Raw genomic sequence first — 16123 nt, 5'->3', positions numbered from 1 at the left:
AACCACCGACCTCACGCTTATCAGGCGTGCGCTCTAACCAGCTGAGCTACAGGCCCATCTACCATATGAAAGAATCAAAGTTCCTTCAAAACTAAACAAGACAGGGAACGTTCTGTTTATAAGACCCAAGGTCTTATATTCCGTTAAAATCCTTAGAAAGGAGGTGATCCAGCCGCACCTTCCGATACGGCTACCTTGTTACGACTTCACCCCAATCATCTGTCCCACCTTCGGCGGCTGGCTCCAAAAAGGTTACCTCACCGACTTCGGGTGTTACAAACTCTCGTGGTGTGACGGGCGGTGTGTACAAGGCCCGGGAACGTATTCACCGCGGCATGCTGATCCGCGATTACTAGCGATTCCAGCTTCACGCAGTCGAGTTGCAGACTGCGATCCGAACTGAGAACAGATTTGTGGGATTGGCTTAACCTCGCGGTTTCGCTGCCCTTTGTTCTGCCCATTGTAGCACGTGTGTAGCCCAGGTCATAAGGGGCATGATGATTTGACGTCATCCCCACCTTCCTCCGGTTTGTCACCGGCAGTCACCTTAGAGTGCCCAACTGAATGCTGGCAACTAAGATCAAGGGTTGCGCTCGTTGCGGGACTTAACCCAACATCTCACGACACGAGCTGACGACAACCATGCACCACCTGTCACTCTGCCCCCGAAGGGGACGTCCTATCTCTAGGATTGTCAGAGGATGTCAAGACCTGGTAAGGTTCTTCGCGTTGCTTCGAATTAAACCACATGCTCCACCGCTTGTGCGGGCCCCCGTCAATTCCTTTGAGTTTCAGTCTTGCGACCGTACTCCCCAGGCGGAGTGCTTAATGCGTTAGCTGCAGCACTAAGGGGCGGAAACCCCCTAACACTTAGCACTCATCGTTTACGGCGTGGACTACCAGGGTATCTAATCCTGTTCGCTCCCCACGCTTTCGCTCCTCAGCGTCAGTTACAGACCAGAGAGTCGCCTTCGCCACTGGTGTTCCTCCACATCTCTACGCATTTCACCGCTACACGTGGAATTCCACTCTCCTCTTCTGCACTCAAGTTCCCCAGTTTCCAATGACCCTCCCCGGTTGAGCCGGGGGCTTTCACATCAGACTTAAGAAACCGCCTGCGAGCCCTTTACGCCCAATAATTCCGGACAACGCTTGCCACCTACGTATTACCGCGGCTGCTGGCACGTAGTTAGCCGTGGCTTTCTGGTTAGGTACCGTCAAGGTGCCGCCCTATTTGAACGGCACTTGTTCTTCCCTAACAACAGAGCTTTACGATCCGAAAACCTTCATCACTCACGCGGCGTTGCTCCGTCAGACTTTCGTCCATTGCGGAAGATTCCCTACTGCTGCCTCCCGTAGGAGTCTGGGCCGTGTCTCAGTCCCAGTGTGGCCGATCACCCTCTCAGGTCGGCTACGCATCGTCGCCTTGGTGAGCCGTTACCTCACCAACTAGCTAATGCGCCGCGGGTCCATCTGTAAGTGGTAGCCGAAGCCACCTTTTATGTTTGAACCATGCGGTTCAAACAAGCATCCGGTATTAGCCCCGGTTTCCCGGAGTTATCCCAGTCTTACAGGCAGGTTACCCACGTGTTACTCACCCGTCCGCCGCTAACATCAGGGAGCAAGCTCCCATCTGTCCGCTCGACTTGCATGTATTAGGCACGCCGCCAGCGTTCGTCCTGAGCCAGGATCAAACTCTCCGATAATGGATCACAGACTAAGTTCACTGCATCCTGCAGTAACGTCTGTGTGATCTGCGTCGTGCAGACCTTAGTTTGACTGACTACGCACATTGCTGTGCGATTTATTTAAAACTTTGAATTAACAGGTACGTTTTGTCTTGTTTAGTTTTCAAAGATCATCTCAACCTCATCTCGAGGCGACTTTTTTAGTATAACATTTCAGCAAGTTGCTGTCAAATGTTTTTTTGTTTTTATTTCTCCGCCGCTGTGAGCTTTTTGTTGAAGCGCATCAGCGACGTTTAATAATATAACACGCTTATAAATCAGCGTCAACACTTTTTTTAAAAGAATATCCTCGATGATATACTTCTTGTCCTTTGGTTTCTATTTGGGATACTTCAATAAAGCCTTTTTCCGTCAGGTAATCAAGCATGACACCGAGATCTTGAGTGAAGTGCGCCAGTTCAGGATGCTGAAGCAATTCTCCAAACTGCCACATTTCTTTTTCTTTCATCACTTGAAAAAGATGGGCAGAACCGATTTCAGCTTTTGAATGAATGAGAAAATCATTTGCTAAGAATAATAATTCGAGTCTTTTCTCCAGGCTTTCGTGACTCTCGACAAGTTCGGAATATAACTTATACACCTGCGGCTCAATATGACGGACCTGATTCCAGACTGTCGTTTCCGGATAAAACCCCCGGTCAATCACTTCTATGCGGGCCAAGTGGTGAAGAGCATGCACTACCGCATAATATGCGTCCAGAAAATGATCAGCTTCAAAAAACGCTTTTCCTTCTACAAACCTTCTGATCAGCTTGCCGTACTCCATTCCGATTTTTAATTTGCGCTCGGCGAACGGGAATGTGCTGAGCCGGTCAGCAAGCTCAGCTATATATTCATTGCGGTCAAACAGCACCTTGCCGTTGATGATCCAATCTATAACTCTTCTGTTTGTCCCCAGCAAAATCCATTCCTGAAGCAGAGCATCCGTTACAATATGTAAGGAAGCGGTTTTGTGTTCGAATTCATAATGCTTTATAAAAAGAGGCTCTTCAGCCTGTTTGACAATGACAAGCATGACCGCATCAAAGTTATCTGTGATGGATGATGCTTTGCTCCTTCTCTCAATCATAAGGACGGCCAGCGTATCGGGATGACTTGCTCTTTCTTGGTAAATTGGACGGAGAAGATTGTCCATTACGATTCCTCCAATGCGATTGTTTCACTAGCTATTGTTTCTACATTTCTATGATAAAACATGAAAGTCCTTTTTTCTAAACACATTGCACTATTATAACAAATTTCCTTTCGGCTGCCATATTTATTCTTCCCTTTTCTTACGAGAACATGAAGAATATACCATCTGTTTTGTGCTATAGTTAAACCAGAGGGGGATGGACATGGCGAAATACTCAAGCAAAATTAATAAGATCAGAACGTTTGCGTTAAGTTTGGTTTTCGTTGGGTTTATCATTATGTACATCGGGCTGTTCTTTAAGCAGTCTGTTTTGCTTGCCAGCTTGTTTATGATTCTCGGCCTGCTGTCGATCGGGCTGAGCACCGCCGTTTATTTTTGGATCGGCATGCTGTCCACAAAAGCGGTCCGGGTGACGTGCCCCGCCTGTGAGAAAGAAACGAAAATTCTGGGCAGAGTGGATATGTGCATGCATTGCAGAGAGCCGCTTACATTGGATAAAGGGTTGGAAGGCAAAGCGTTTGATGAGTCTTATAACAAAAAAAACAGTGTGAAATAAACAAAGCTGACCGTATCAAAGCGGTCAGCTTCGTTTAATGGTTTTCTTTTTTGGAGCATTCTTGGCAGACACCGTAAATCTCCAAACGATGGTGGCTTACCTTAAACCCCGTTACGTGAGCCGCAAGCTGTTCAACTTCGTCAAGCCCGGGATAATGAAAGTCCACGATTTTTCCGCAGTTTTCACAAATGGCGTGATAATGGTCAGAGGTGACAAAGTCAAACCTGCTGGACGCATCTCCGTACGTCAGTTCCTTTACAAGCCCAGCTTCCCGGAATACACGCAAATTGTTATATACTGTTGCGACACTCATATTAGGGAATTTCCCTTCCAAGGCTTTATATATATCGTCCGCTGTCGGATGAGCCATAGAGTCCACGAGATATTCCAGAATGGCATGACGTTGAGGAGTAATCCGGACTCCCGTATCCTTCAACGTGTCTAAGGCTTCTTTTAATTCATGTGCAGCCATCCGTCATGCACCTCTCTTCTAAAAAAGATTCTTACTTTATAATGTTTATAATTAGTGTACATCTTTTTCCGGTCTCCTGTCAAATGTAATCTGAAGAAAACCCCGTGATTTCAGCATTTGTCCATTAATTTGCCGCAATTTGTTCCAATTCGCGAAGAGCCTCCGCAACATGATCTTTCACTTTTACTTTTCTCCACTCCTTCACAAGACGGCCTTCTTTGTCTAACAGAAAGGTGGATCGCTCGATTCCCATATATTCTTTCCCAAAATTCTTCTTCAGCTTCCACACGTCAAAAGCTTCCGCCAGTTTATGCTCGTCATCGACGAGGAGCTGGAAAGGAAGATCGTGTTTCTGTTTAAATTTTTCATGTTTGTCACGGCTGTCAGGGCTTACTCCGATAATGACCGCATCAAGTCCCGCAAAACTTTCGTGCTGATCACGGAAATCGCATGCTTCCGTCGTGCATCCGGGTGTCATGTCTTTCGGATAAAAATAGAGCACGACGTACTTCCCTTTAAAATCCGTTAATGATACTTCTTCTCCGCTGTCGTTCAATAATTCCATATCCGGTGCCGCTTGTCCGATTTCAATCGTCATTTCTTATACCTCCGGGTTTTTTATTAAGCGTATCCAATTCACGTTAAGATTACAACCGTTATCCCCCGCTCTTTTCTGGAAGCAAGAACCGTTGTGCTCGCAATGAAGCATGCTACAATAGAACATGATGTAAGGAGATATTAGGAGGGTCATTTTTTGTATACAAAATCAGTTGAACTTCATAAGGAAGCGTTAGAACATATCGTCGGAGGCGTGAACAGTCCGTCCAGATCCTACAAAGCGGTAGGCGGCGGTTCACCAGTTGCGATGGAAAAAGCGAACGGCGCTTATTTCTGGGATGTAGACGGGAATCAGTATATTGATTATTTAGCGGCTTACGGCCCGATTATTACCGGACATGCCCACCCGCATATTACAGAAGCGATTACAAAAGCAGCTGAAAACGGCGTACTGTACGGGACTCCGACCAAACATGAGGTCACTTTCGCCAAAATGCTGAAGGAGGCCATCCCGTCACTTGATAAAGTTCGGTTTGTGAACTCGGGCACGGAAGCCGTGATGACAACGATCCGGGTTGCACGCGCTTATACAGGCCGGACAAAAATCATTAAATTCGCCGGCTGCTATCACGGCCATTCTGATCTCGTGCTCGTCGCTGCGGGTTCAGGACCGTCCACACTCGGCACCCCCGATTCCGCAGGTGTGCCGAAAAGCATCGCCAATGAGGTAATCACCGTTCCTTTCAATGACATTGAAAGCTACAAAGCCGCATTGGACAAATGGGGTTCGGAAATTGCAGCGGTCCTCGTCGAGCCGATTGTCGGCAATTTCGGCATCGTTGAACCTGAAGAAGGCTTTTTAGAACAGGTCAACGAATTGACCCATAAAGCGGGCGCGCTCGTCATTTATGATGAAGTGATCACGGCGTTTCGTTTTATGTACGGAGGCGCGCAGGATCTTCTCCAAGTGAAGCCTGATTTAACGGCGCTCGGAAAAATTATCGGAGGCGGCTTGCCGATCGGCGCTTACGGAGGCAAAAAAGAAATCATGGAGCAGGTTGCTCCGCTCGGCCCGGCATATCAAGCCGGCACGATGGCCGGAAACCCGGCATCCATCTTATCAGGCATCGCCTGTTTGGAAGTGCTGAAGGAAGAAGGCGTTTATGAGCGGCTTGATCAGCTCGGCGCCAGACTTGAGCAAGGCATTCTCACCCATGCGGAGACACATGGCATTACCATCACCGTCAATCGATTAAAAGGCGCGCTTACGGTTTATTTCACTGATGAAAAGATCGTCAATTATGAGCAGGCGGAAAATACGGACGGAGAAGCATTTGCCAAGTTCTTTAAGCTGATGCTTGAGCGCGGCATCAATCTCGCCCCGTCGAAGTATGAAGCTTGGTTTATAACAACCGCACATACTGAAGAGGATATCGACGCCACTTTAAAAGCGGTTGAAGATGCGTTCAGACATATGAAAAATTAACTGCCGAAACAAGCGGGAGCCCGGGGCTTCCGCTTTTTCTTTTTGTCCGATTTGTGAGATAATGGTTTTTTCAAAAAAAGACCTTGAATAATTAGCACGATCCCTGTATATTACTTTATTGTTTAGCAAATCAACCGACAGGGAAATGTAAGTGTCAGCCGTTCGTTCGGCACATAATTTATTAGAGAAAGGAATGCACGCACAAACCAATGAAACTTGGTGCCCGCATTTTTAAAACAGGGATTGCGATTACGCTCGCGCTCTACTTAGCATCATGGATCGGACTTCCGTCGCCGATCTTTGCCGGGATTGCAGCTATATTTGCCATACAGCCCTCTATTTACAGGTCTTTTCTTATCATTATTGATCAGGTGCAGGCAAATATCATCGGCGCTGTCATCGCTACGGTATTCGGACTGATTTTCGGACCGAGTCCGATTATGATCGGACTGACCGCAGTGATTGTCATCACGATTATGTTAAAACTGAAAATTGAACACACCATTTCGATTGCGCTCGTGACGGTTATCGCAATTTTGGAAACACCGGGAAACAGCTTCCTGACGTTCGCTCTGATACGAACAAGCACCGTTATTTTAGGGGTGCTGTCTTCTTTCATTGTGAACCTTGTGTTTCTTCCGCCGAAATACGAAACGAAGCTGACTCATCATACGGTTGAATATACCGATGAGATCATGAAATGGATCAGGCTGACGATGCGCCAGTCTACGGAGCACTCGATATTGAAAGAGGATATTGAGAAGCTGAAGGAAAAGATGATGAAGCTTGATCATACGTACCTTCTTTATAAAGAGGAAAGAAGCTACTTTAAGAAAACGACGTATGTAAAGTCACGCAAGCTTGTATTATTCAGACAGGCGATTATTACGGCGAATCGGGCGCTTGATATGCTGAAAAAGCTGCACCGCTATGAAAATGAGATTTATCATATGCCGGAGGAATTTCAGGAGACGCTGACAGAAGAAATCGATTATCTGCTTCATTGGCACGAAAGAGTTCTGATGCGGACAGTCGGCAAGATTAAACCGCATGATGACGATGCTGAAGAAAGCATTAGATATAAACAGCTTTTGACGAAGTCTTTCTTAAAAAACCAGCAGAACTGCGAAGATGAACTGCTTGATTACAATATGCTCAGCATTATGGCTGCGGTTGCGGAATACCGCGAACAGCTGGAGCATCTCGATACGTTAATCACGAGTTTTCAGACATACCACCCGAAAGACAGCGAATTAGAAACAGACGATGAGTAACCCGGTGCTTCAGCAGAACCGGGTTTTTTGTATAAAAAAACTTATGCCGCCAAATCGGACGGCATAAGTTTTTCGGTCAGTTTAAATTCTGGATCGTAAATAAGTGTCTGTACTGGCCTTCCCGCGCCATTAATTCCTCATGCGTGCCGGTTTCAATGACGGCGCCGTTTTCCATAACGACAATTTTATCCGCGTGCGTAATCGTGGACAGCCTGTGAGCGACGATAAATGTCGTCCGGTTTTTCGCAAGCTTGTCCATCGCTTCCTGAATGTAGTGTTCACTTTCAAGATCAAGAGCGGATGTCGCTTCATCCAAAATTAACAGCGGCGGATTTTTTAAGAAAACACGGGCGATGGAGATCCGCTGTTTCTGTCCGCCTGACAATTTGACGCCCCGTTCGCCGACTTTGGTCTCATAGCCTTCTGGGAAGCCCATAATAAATTCATGGGCATTTGCCGCTTTCGCAGCCGCAACCACCTCATCCAAAGACGCTCCCGGTTTACCGATGGCGATATTTTCACGAATCGTCTCACTGAACAGAAATGTATCCTGAAGCACCATTCCGACTTGATTGCGGAGGCTTCTCGCTTCATAATCGCGAATATCGGTGCCGTCAATGAGCAGGCTGCCGCCGGACACATCATAAAAACGCGGTATAAGGCTGACAAGTGTCGATTTACCGCCGCCGCTCATCCCGACGAGTGCCACGGTTTCCCCTTTTGTCACCTTTAAAGAAACGTCCCGCAAAATCGATTCTTTCCCTTCTTCGTAACGGAAGGAGACATTTCGAAATTCAACCTCGCCTTTAATGCCGTCAGCTTTTACCGCATTCGGTTTATCAGTCAGTTCATACGGTTCGTCGATAAATTCAAATATGCGGTCCATTGAAGCGATCGACTGGGTCAGCGTCGTCGATGAGTTGATCAGTCTTCTGACCGGATTGTACATTCTGTCAATGTAGCCGACGAACGCAACCATCGTCCCTACGGTCAGCGGGCCGTTTATGACAAAATAGCCCGCAAACGCGATAACGAGCAGCGGCGCCAAATCCGTAATGGTATTTACGACCGCAAACGTTTTGGCGTTCCAATTCGTATGACGGATCGCTTTGTCAAGAAAATGTCCGTTCTTTTCATCAAAATTGGCTTGCTCATATTCTTCAATCGCGAAGCTTCTGATAACGGGCATTCCCTGAACTCTTTCGTGCAAATGCCCCTGCACCTGAGCGAGTGCCTGAGAGCGCTCGCGTGTCAGTTTCCGGAGACGGCCGTAAAAGTATTTCACTGAAATGCCGTATAACGGGAACAAAATGACAGAAATCAATGTCAGTTTGACATCCAATGTGAACATAATGCAGATGACGATCAGCACTGTCATCATATCAAGCCAGATATTCATCAGTCCCGTTATGACAAAGTCTTTTGTCTGTTCGACATCATTTATCACCCGGGAAATGACTTCGCCCGTTCTCGTGTTGGCATAAAACCGCAGGCTCAGTTTTTGAATATGGTCAAACAATACTCCCCTGATATCGTAGAGCACCCGGCTTCCCGTCCATTGCGCGAAATATTGCCGATAATACTCTACCGGGGGACGCAGAACTAAAAACAGCACGAACATGATGCCCATAATCGTGAATAGTGTCGATGTTTTAGCGCTTGCCGTTCCGCTCCCTTGAATAATGTCATCGACCACGTATTTTAACAGAAGCGGGAGAGCCAGCGGGATGGAGAATTTTATGATACCGATTAACACTGTGATAAAGATTTGTTTTTTATAGGGTTTTACAAATTGCATATAGCGTCTGATTACGCCCACACTTTATCCCCCTCTCTCTTTAAGGCGTGTGAGCCCATGTGAAAAACCTGTTGACACCCCAACAGGTTTTTATTGTATTCTTTATTTTGTATAGCGCAGATACCGTTCATACCACATATCAACAAATTCAGGAGCAAAAGGGCCTTTCCGCTGATGAATCCAGTGCAGCAGCGTATTCAGATACTCCTTCAGAATGCTGTCGATCTCTTTAGGATAATTCATTGATTTGCGGTGATCATCGTATTCATCCTCGTCCAGAATGTTATATGTCATATCCGGAAACACTTTGACATCCAAATCGTAATCAATATATTTGATGGCCTCTCCGTCATAAGCGAACGGCGAGCTGATGTTGCAATAATAGTGAACTCCGTCATCTCTCAGCATTCCGATGACGTTAAACCACTGACGGGCATGAAAGTAGCATATCGCCGGTTCTCTGGTCACCCACGTCCGTCCGTCGGATTCCGTCACCATTGTCCGGTCGTTAGCTCCGATGATACACAATTCCGTACTTTTTAAAATCGTCGTTTCGTTCCAAATTCGATGAAGCAGCCCGTTATGCTTATAGCTGTGAATTTGAATCGTTTCTCCTTCCTTGGGATATCCCATATTTCTCCCCTACTTTCTGTAAAGCCCTGCAGTCAATGCAGCCGCAATTGCTTTCCGACAAGTCTTTTCACTATTATAACGTTACGAATTAAAAAATGAAAATAAAAGAACCACTCCGCTTCCGGAATGGCACATTCATTTCTGCACATAGGAAGACGGCTTTTCCGTGCTGCGATAAGACTGGATGACTTGCTCTGTCTGCCTTTGGAATAACTCCTGTATGCCGGCCAGATCTTTTCGCTTTGTCGCAATTTCGTCCTGTACATTGTCCAGCTTTGCATCTCTTTCCAGACTGATGAGTTCCGCTTCCACCTGCCGGCAGCGGTCAAGTTCTGACTGCAGCTCGAGAAGCTGATCCATGATCTTCATCTGTTCACTTACAAGCTTTTCAAACTCTGACATCGGGTTCCTCCTTAGGCTTTTAGGTTGATACTACTTACCATTTCGAGTTTCTGCCGGAAAACCCTTTGACTCATTCTGTAGAGGAATCACAAGTTTTGTCGTTTTGATAAAAGAAAAAAGCACTTCCACCCGAAGATGAAGTGCTTTTTTGTTTCAGTGATTAGCTGTTTTGTTGTTTGTTTTGCTCAGCAGATTGGTTTTGCTTTCTCACCTGCTGCGCATCAGTTTCACTGCCGAATTCAGTACCGTATTGACCTTGGCCGGAAGCTGATTGCTGGTTTTGTTTTTTCACCTGCTGAACGTCAGTTTTGCTGTATTTTGAGTTTTCCATTGTTATCACCTCCACGCAATTTAGAATGCGCAGGAGACGATCAGGCTATTCATCTTTTTAAAAAAACTTACACGAGCAGAGAGCGTCCGCCGTCAATAATGATGGTCTGACCGCGGATCATGTCCGCTTTTGAAGAAACTAAAAACTCCACCGTGTCGATCATGTCTTTAATTTCGACCATTCTTCCGGCCGGCGTATTTTGACGGGCATCTTCAAGCAATTCTTCTCTGTTAGGGAAATGCTTCAGCGCGTCTGTATCAATCGCTCCGCCTGAAACGGCATTCACGATGATATTTCTCGGCGAAAGCTCAACCGCCAGATAACGGGTTAATGATTCTAAAGCGGCTTTTGAGACACCGACCGTCGTATAGTTCTCAAGATAGCGGATGCTGCCAAGTGAGCTGATGCTGACGATGTGGCCGCCTCCGGTTTTTTCCATCAGCTTTGCCGCTTCCTGGGCGCAGAAAAGCAATGCTTTTGCGTTAATATTCATTGTCCAGTCCCAATGCGTTTCTTCAAGTTCCATGACCGGTCTCAGCACGCCTGAAGCCGCGTTATTGACGAACACGTCGAGTCTGCCGAAGGCTTCGTCGATCTGACGGAACATGTCTTTGATTTTTGCCGGCTGGCCGACATTGGCTTTAACGACGAGCGTTTTGACGCCAAGTTTTTCAATTTCTTCAGCTGTTTCTAACGCCGCTTTTTTACTGCGGGCGTAATTGATTACGATATTGTAGCCTTTTTCCGCGAGTCTGATGGCTGCTGCTTTCCCGACGCCGCGGCTGCTTCCCGTGATTAATGCGCATTTATTTTGTTCCATTTTTCCTCAGCTCCTTGCTGCGTATAGTTCTTTTCATTCAACAAACAATAAAAGCATTACCTGTTGAAAGGGGTCTTTTCATATGTATGTCGGACGTGATATGGGCGAATTGGCCATGATGCCAAAAAAAGATTGGAAGGATTCAGAGCTCGCCTATTTCCATCATGCCTTCCAGCAAATTATGCCGTATTTAAACGAAGAAGGCCAGTCCAAATACCGGGAGCTGATTCAGGAAATTGAAGCCCGGGGCGGACTGAAACGGAATGAGGCGGATTACGGCCACGGCACACGCGTCAGCTATGACTGACGCTTCTTACCGGCGGCCGCCTTCGTCCGCCATTTTCCAAATCTTTTGATGGGAAACGGGAAAAGCGTATTCTTCGAGTTCCCCTTTTGTGACCCGTATTAATTCTGATGTGTCCGACACTTGTTTTACTTTACCGAAAAAGACCGAAATATTCCAGACGAGATGAGTGAAAACATGTTCTACGATGCCTTCCAGCTCTCCGATTTCAGCGGTTGCTCCCATTTCTTTTTCTAAAAAGGCTTCGAGCTGCTCTCGTTCGGTTTTGGTTCCTTTTTGGGTTTCGGTATTCGGAAACTCCCACAGATTGGCGAGCAATCCTTTTGGCGGCCGTTTATGAATATAGACATTGTCTTGGTCGTCTGTCAGCACAACGGCGGCCATTGTTTTTACTCCGGGTTTTTTCTTTTTGCTTTTAACGGGCAGCTCCCTCTCTGTCCCTTCTGCAAATGCCGAGCAGTGCTTTTGCACGGGACACAGCAGGCAGGACGGAGATTTCGGGGTGCAGATGATCGCGCCGAGCTCCATTAAACCCTGATTGAATTCAGATGGTTTTTCATGAGAAATGAAAGCTGATACCGCCTGTTCGAAAATCGTTCTGGTTTTAGGTTTTGCGATATCGTCCCATATGGAAAGAATTCTCGACATGACACGCATCACATTGCCGTCTACGGCGGGAATCGGTTTGTTGTATGCGATGCTGAGCACGGCGCCTTTTGTATAAGGGCCGACGCCTTTCAGTCCGCCGAATTCCTTTTCCTCAGCAGGAACGATTCCGCCATACCGCTCGTGCACTTCCTGTACGGCGCTTTGCAGATTTCTCACACGGGAGTAATAGCCTAACCCTTCCCAGGCTTTGAGCACTTTTTCCTCATCGGCCTCAGCAAGCGCCGAGACGGTCGGAAACTGCTCAACAAACCGCCGGAAATAAGGAATGACGGTTTCTACCCGCGTCTGCTGCAGCATGACCTCTGACACCCACACCCGATACGGGTCCTGATTTTCTCTCCATGGCAGAATTCTTTGTTCTCTTTCGAACCATGTAATTAAGTCCTCGCGAAATTTGTCTATATCTTTTTGTTTCATTTTTTCTTCAAGTGCGTTCATATCTTCTCCTCAGATGTTTCGGGTCCCGCTTTTCTTGACACTGTATTTTGGTGTAAACTAAGGGCACGTTACGATAATATGTTACATTAAATAGAGTAATGCCGATGCTTATTAAATGATTATTTCAATAATCAAGAAACCCTATTATATCAGTGTTCCGATGTTTTTTTAAGTGTACTATGCTTTGTAAATTATAGTATAACACCTTAAACATTTGGGGGGGATTGGGGGATATTGGGGGGATTTTAAGAGGACAGGCGCACCATATTGCCCCCGATTAATCACAAACATAGAACGCCATGAGCGCAAAAAAAGCCCTGTCCGGGGCTTTTGTTTTTTTATGTGCCTACTGGTCGCTCTGCTAATTTTAGAGTACCCACCGGGCGCTCTGTTATCTTAACATCTGATGATGCTTGATTAATCTTGACTACAGCTAAACCACTTAACGTAACGAAGGTTAGGGCTGCACAAAGAATAATTTTTTTCAATTATAATCCCTCCAGGTGCCTCATTTTCTTCTCGGCTAAAATAGCATGTTTAGAAAATTCAAGCGCCTCTTTAAAGAGTCCGTGCTTCTCACAGTGTTCTGAAATAACCAAAGAAAGATCAAAAACGCTATCAAGGTCATTTACTTCATATAAATAAGAAATACCACCTCGACAAGTTTCAATGCTTTTCCTCTGATCCTGCTGCAGAAGTCCGTAAATAATCTTTATTTTAGCCTCATACACCTTATTCTCTTTTCGTTCAAAATATTCCTTTGTCTTTTTATAATAATATGGCATTTTATTTACATCCCCAATTTTATAAAGCTCTTTCAAAAACATATACAGGGAATTTATATAATAAACCGAGTCCAGTCCCTATATTCTTTATTCCTGATGGCTTTTTTCAAGGCATTTATACAGTCTTGGGAACGATTTGCTGCAGAATATGTAATACTTAAATTATGATGTATTACTGCGGTAAATAGTGAATCGTGTAGAACTCTCGAAATTCTGATTGCTTCTAAATAACTTTCCTCCGCTTTTTCGTAAAGCCCTAAATCAGTGTAATTTTGCCCGACAACCATAAGAGACGTGGCAAGCTTTCGTTTATAGCCTTCGTTCTCTCTATAAATTTGTATAGAGTCATTGATATAATTCAAAGAAATTAGACTCTGCCGCAACATCATATACATAGCCGCCACTTTCGAATAAAATTCTGCCCGCTCTATACAATCGGGTATATCCTTCAATTTTTTCTCTGCTATTTTAAACAAAGTAATTGCTTTTTCAAAATTCCTTTTGTGCGACTCATATAACGCTTCAAATAGAAAGAAATAATATTCAATCATATGATCTGTTTTTTTTATTTCCTCAGCGTGGTTTTCATTAAAATATGAAAGGGGAGGAGCTTCCGCCCCATTCACCTGATACAAAAGCATTTTATGCCTTTCTTCCAACAAAGAATAATACATCAAAACTTCCTGATCCTCTTCCATTTCATCAAACAATGGTTTGATCTCTTCGAAATATCTCTCAGCAGACTCAGCGTCTTGTTGTTTTATCGCGATATACCAATCATTTAATATATTTGCAACACATTCAGAAGCCAGTTTACTCATACGATAAACCCCTCTTTCTACAAATATTCTAAATTTCCCCAAACAATATTCTAGCATATCTTTAACATAAAATGTCATGAATAACATTTATTTTCGACATCACGCAAATTTCGATTTCGACATCACGCAATTTCAAAAAAGGGCTATTTACCCGATTTTTCAGAAGGATATTATAGTGGACTATTTCTCTCTATTGTCGAATTTACAATCCACAATTCCCATTCACAAATAATACCAAGACCAGTATAATTTGGGTTGTATCAAATTTACAGAAAAGGAGTTTTTAAGAATGAACATGAAAAAAAGTATTATTTCTTCAATCGTTGGGGTTTCTTTGTTATTTGGTGTCTCGACTTCTGTTCTTGCAGCAGAAAACCAAAGTAATCAATTTGAGGCTTCAAAATCTTATGTTCCATCCACATCTGTTGACGAACTTAATTCTGAAACTAAATTTGGTATAACTGACGGAAGTAACCCCGGTGAAGTTAGTGCTCAAGGATCAAAAAAATTCACAGCTGCTACCGGAAGAACTCACGTTGATCAAGAAGGCCTTAGATTTTACGGTGACGCAACAACTATTCCTTCCTCTTTTGTGGCTGCAGTTTCAGTACATGGCTATTTAGGGAAAATCAAACAAGGCGCTAAAAAACCTAAATGGACTGATGATAAGTTTAAAGGTAAGTCTTTAACTCGTTCTGCTGTTGCAGTTCATTTGGGGGAAAATAAAAAGCTTGGCGGCATTACTTCTGATAAAATCATTTGCCAAGCAATGCATACTGTAACGACCGGATTTGGTACATACTCTGCTGAATCTGCCGATACATTAAGACCTATTTTCATTTAATGATTAATCCATTAAGCGGCCATTTAAATGAAATGGTCGCTTAATTAGAGAAAGGAAATAAAAATGAAATATAACAAAGCTTTCCTTGCTGCCATTCTTCTACTGCTGTTATCTTCTTGCTCGGGTACTAATAGTGATAAAGTTACTAATACAGAAAAAGAGAATAACCAAGCTCAAGAGGAGCCACAAGACAAGGGGGAAAACATTATTAGATCAACAAATTTCGAAGTGAAAAAACCTTATATCATTGATCGAAACCGATTAAAATACAAAACGGATGAACACGGCAACTTTAAGGGAGAATACATATACCATAATGAAACAGACGATACAGATGATATAAACATATCAGTAATCTATGAGGGTAAATTGAAACCAATAAAAACATATCAAATAGCAGTACCCGGCCATTCATCAAAAAAAGTTGATATAGATTTGAAAAACGTACCTTCTAGCGATCAATTAGTTTATATCCTGACTCAAACCTCAAAATTCGATTTAAATGCGGAAAAAGATTTGAAATGGAATCGGAACGCTGATTATGTAGCACCTTATTATTTCAATTTAAAATCAAATTCCACAAAAGCAGCTATTAAAAATGAAGATAATAACGAATTGATTAAGCCAATACACACCAAGAAAGTTAGTGAAGAAGATAAAGAAGGTAGGTTAATATATCTTTCTGATAAAGAAGGAAATCGCATTGAAAAAGTCGATCAAGAAAATATGTATATTTCTCTTGTGAACGCTGAGGAGTTTAAATTAAAGGGTTATTTATATAATTTCCAAGGAGATCATTATAAAAATTTCAAAATTAATAAAAGCAACAAAGATTCTTTTTTGTATGAAATAGACCCTCAAACAATTCAAACCTTTAAATTAGAGCTTGAAGATTTTAGTCATAGTTATGTACGGTTCATTTCTACCGCGTCCTATCCAAAAAACGCCTATAAAGATTCTCCTTTTACTCCTAGAAAAATAATGTACTCTGGTTTGTATGTATTTAAATAAATAAAATTGCCCTATTCTAATAAATTTAGAATAGGGTT

Annotated in this window: 17 protein-coding genes, 1 tRNA gene, 1 rRNA gene and 1 pseudogene (1 of these 20 only partly in view); 6 read left to right on the top strand and 14 right to left on the bottom strand. The window is 44.0% G+C overall.

Going from position 1 to position 16123, the window contains the following annotated elements; all coding sequences use genetic code 11:
* The 3 genes from BAMF_RS24925 to BAMF_RS24915 all read right to left on the bottom strand — a co-directional run.
* A tRNA-Ile gene (locus tag BAMF_RS24925) sits at positions 1-56 on the bottom strand; it reaches 21 nt to the left of the window's first position.
* A 100-nt stretch (positions 57-156) separates the two neighbouring features.
* Positions 157-1706: ribosomal RNA gene (locus tag BAMF_RS24920) — 16S ribosomal RNA — on the bottom strand.
* 292 nt (positions 1707-1998) lie between these two features.
* Positions 1999-2883, bottom strand: coding sequence for a nucleotidyltransferase-like protein (locus BAMF_RS24915; protein WP_013351504.1), 885 nt, complete (start codon positions 2881-2883; stop codon positions 1999-2001).
* 202 nt (positions 2884-3085) lie between these two features.
* Between BAMF_RS24915 and BAMF_RS24910 the strand changes: the two genes are divergently transcribed.
* Entirely contained in the window at positions 3086-3439 is a 354-nt protein-coding gene (locus BAMF_RS24910; RefSeq protein ID WP_013351503.1) for a YgzB family protein, read from the top strand.
* A 34-nt stretch (positions 3440-3473) separates the two neighbouring features.
* Here BAMF_RS24910 and perR read toward each other — a convergent pair whose 3' ends face one another.
* Complete coding sequence (gene perR / locus BAMF_RS24905) at positions 3474-3911, bottom strand: peroxide-responsive transcriptional repressor PerR (protein WP_013351502.1); 438 nt, start codon at positions 3909-3911, stop codon at positions 3474-3476.
* Positions 3912-4035: 124 nt separating this feature from the next.
* Entirely contained in the window at positions 4036-4509 is a 474-nt protein-coding gene (gene bcp, locus BAMF_RS24900; protein ID WP_013351501.1) for a thioredoxin-dependent thiol peroxidase, read from the bottom strand.
* A 156-nt stretch (positions 4510-4665) separates the two neighbouring features.
* Here bcp and BAMF_RS24895 point away from each other — a divergent pair, with 156 nt between their 5' ends.
* Positions 4666-5955: a glutamate-1-semialdehyde 2,1-aminomutase gene (locus tag BAMF_RS24895; RefSeq protein WP_013351500.1), complete on the top strand. Its 1290-nt coding sequence runs from the start codon at positions 4666-4668 to the stop codon at positions 5953-5955.
* A gap of 209 nt (positions 5956-6164) precedes the next feature.
* Positions 6165-7229 (top strand): aromatic acid exporter family protein, encoded by a 1065-nt coding sequence (locus BAMF_RS24890; protein ID WP_013351499.1) that lies wholly within the window; start codon positions 6165-6167, stop codon positions 7227-7229.
* A 76-nt stretch (positions 7230-7305) separates the two neighbouring features.
* On the opposite strand, the gene BAMF_RS24885 is transcribed toward BAMF_RS24890, so the two are convergent.
* The 5 genes and pseudogenes from BAMF_RS24885 to fabL all read right to left on the bottom strand — a co-directional run bounded on the left by BAMF_RS24885 (position 7306) and on the right by fabL (position 11213).
* Entirely contained in the window at positions 7306-9048 is a 1743-nt protein-coding gene (locus tag BAMF_RS24885) for an ABC transporter ATP-binding protein (protein WP_013351498.1), read from the bottom strand.
* An 81-nt stretch (positions 9049-9129) separates the two neighbouring features.
* Positions 9130-9660 carry a nucleoside tri-diphosphate phosphatase gene (ntdP, locus tag BAMF_RS24880; RefSeq protein ID WP_003155475.1) on the bottom strand — a complete coding sequence of 177 codons (531 nt, stop codon included), beginning with the start codon at positions 9658-9660 and terminating at the stop codon, positions 9130-9132.
* A gap of 135 nt (positions 9661-9795) precedes the next feature.
* Complete coding sequence (locus BAMF_RS24875) at positions 9796-10062, bottom strand: YgaB family protein (RefSeq protein ID WP_003155476.1); 267 nt, start codon at positions 10060-10062, stop codon at positions 9796-9798.
* 160 nt (positions 10063-10222) lie between these two features.
* A pseudogene (locus BAMF_RS24870) lies at positions 10223-10375 on the bottom strand (gamma-type small acid-soluble spore protein); the annotation flags it as partial.
* Positions 10376-10460: 85 nt separating this feature from the next.
* On the bottom strand, positions 10461-11213 hold the full coding sequence (gene fabL, locus BAMF_RS24865) for an enoyl-[acyl-carrier-protein] reductase FabL (protein ID WP_013351496.1): 753 nt from the start codon (positions 11211-11213) through the stop codon (positions 10461-10463).
* 82 nt (positions 11214-11295) lie between these two features.
* Between fabL and BAMF_RS24860 the strand changes: the two genes are divergently transcribed.
* Entirely contained in the window at positions 11296-11520 is a 225-nt protein-coding gene (locus BAMF_RS24860; protein ID WP_013351495.1) for a hypothetical protein, read from the top strand.
* Between the two features lie 6 nt (positions 11521-11526).
* On the opposite strand, the gene mutY is transcribed toward BAMF_RS24860, so the two are convergent.
* The 4 genes from mutY to BAMF_RS24850 all read right to left on the bottom strand — a co-directional run bounded on the left by mutY (position 11527) and on the right by BAMF_RS24850 (position 14230).
* A complete protein-coding gene (gene mutY, locus BAMF_RS24855; RefSeq protein ID WP_013351494.1) occupies positions 11527-12624 on the bottom strand; it encodes an A/G-specific adenine glycosylase in 1098 nt (365 codons plus the stop codon).
* 338 nt (positions 12625-12962) lie between these two features.
* Positions 12963-13112: a PhrK family phosphatase-inhibitory pheromone gene (locus tag BAMF_RS41480; RefSeq protein ID WP_164463356.1), complete on the bottom strand. Its 150-nt coding sequence runs from the start codon at positions 13110-13112 to the stop codon at positions 12963-12965.
* On the bottom strand, positions 13113-13409 hold the full coding sequence (locus tag BAMF_RS41780) for a hypothetical protein (RefSeq protein ID WP_013351493.1): 297 nt from the start codon (positions 13407-13409) through the stop codon (positions 13113-13115). It abuts the gene before it with no gap.
* A gap of 53 nt (positions 13410-13462) precedes the next feature.
* A complete protein-coding gene (locus tag BAMF_RS24850) occupies positions 13463-14230 on the bottom strand; it encodes a response regulator aspartate phosphatase (protein WP_013351492.1) in 768 nt (255 codons plus the stop codon).
* A gap of 289 nt (positions 14231-14519) precedes the next feature.
* Between BAMF_RS24850 and BAMF_RS24845 the strand changes: the two genes are divergently transcribed.
* On the top strand, positions 14520-15074 hold the full coding sequence (locus tag BAMF_RS24845; RefSeq protein ID WP_014471625.1) for a hypothetical protein: 555 nt from the start codon (positions 14520-14522) through the stop codon (positions 15072-15074).
* A gap of 63 nt (positions 15075-15137) precedes the next feature.
* Positions 15138-16085, top strand: coding sequence for a hypothetical protein (locus BAMF_RS41100; protein WP_013351490.1), 948 nt, complete (start codon positions 15138-15140; stop codon positions 16083-16085).
* Positions 16086-16123: the final 38 nt, after the last annotated feature.

Origin of the sequence: Bacillus amyloliquefaciens DSM 7 = ATCC 23350 (genome assembly GCF_000196735.1) — a bacterium.
Taxonomy (GTDB): Bacteria; Bacillota; Bacilli; order Bacillales; family Bacillaceae; genus Bacillus; species Bacillus amyloliquefaciens.
Note: the sequence above shows the minus strand (reverse complement) of the source record. Positions and strands in the feature narration are given on the sequence as shown.

Bases quoted from the DNA above. Each gene is read 5' to 3' on its own strand.
- BAMF_RS24875 (WP_003155476.1), bottom strand. From the start codon at position 10,062: ATGTCAGAGTTTGAAAAGCTTGTAAGTGAACAGATGAAGATCATGGAT.
- ntdP (WP_003155475.1), bottom strand. From the start codon at position 9,660: ATGGGATATCCCAAGGAAGGAGAAACGATTCAAATTCACAGCTATAAG.
- BAMF_RS24850 (WP_013351492.1), bottom strand. From the start codon at position 14,230: ATGAGTAAACTGGCTTCTGAATGTGTTGCAAATATATTAAATGATTGG.
- BAMF_RS41100 (WP_013351490.1), top strand. From the start codon at position 15,138: ATGAAATATAACAAAGCTTTCCTTGCTGCCATTCTTCTACTGCTGTTA.
- BAMF_RS24910 (WP_013351503.1), top strand. From the start codon at position 3,086: ATGGCGAAATACTCAAGCAAAATTAATAAGATCAGAACGTTTGCGTTA.
- BAMF_RS24915 (WP_013351504.1), bottom strand. From the start codon at position 2,883: ATGGACAATCTTCTCCGTCCAATTTACCAAGAAAGAGCAAGTCATCCC.
- BAMF_RS24845 (WP_014471625.1), top strand. From the start codon at position 14,520: ATGAACATGAAAAAAAGTATTATTTCTTCAATCGTTGGGGTTTCTTTG.
- mutY (WP_013351494.1), bottom strand. From the start codon at position 12,624: ATGAACGCACTTGAAGAAAAAATGAAACAAAAAGATATAGACAAATTT.
- bcp (WP_013351501.1), bottom strand. From the start codon at position 4,509: ATGACGATTGAAATCGGACAAGCGGCACCGGATATGGAATTATTGAAC.
- perR (WP_013351502.1), bottom strand. From the start codon at position 3,911: ATGGCTGCACATGAATTAAAAGAAGCCTTAGACACGTTGAAGGATACG.
- fabL (WP_013351496.1), bottom strand. From the start codon at position 11,213: ATGGAACAAAATAAATGCGCATTAATCACGGGAAGCAGCCGCGGCGTC.
- BAMF_RS24890 (WP_013351499.1), top strand. From the start codon at position 6,165: ATGAAACTTGGTGCCCGCATTTTTAAAACAGGGATTGCGATTACGCTC.
- BAMF_RS24860 (WP_013351495.1), top strand. From the start codon at position 11,296: ATGTATGTCGGACGTGATATGGGCGAATTGGCCATGATGCCAAAAAAA.
- BAMF_RS41780 (WP_013351493.1), bottom strand. From the start codon at position 13,409: ATGCCATATTATTATAAAAAGACAAAGGAATATTTTGAACGAAAAGAG.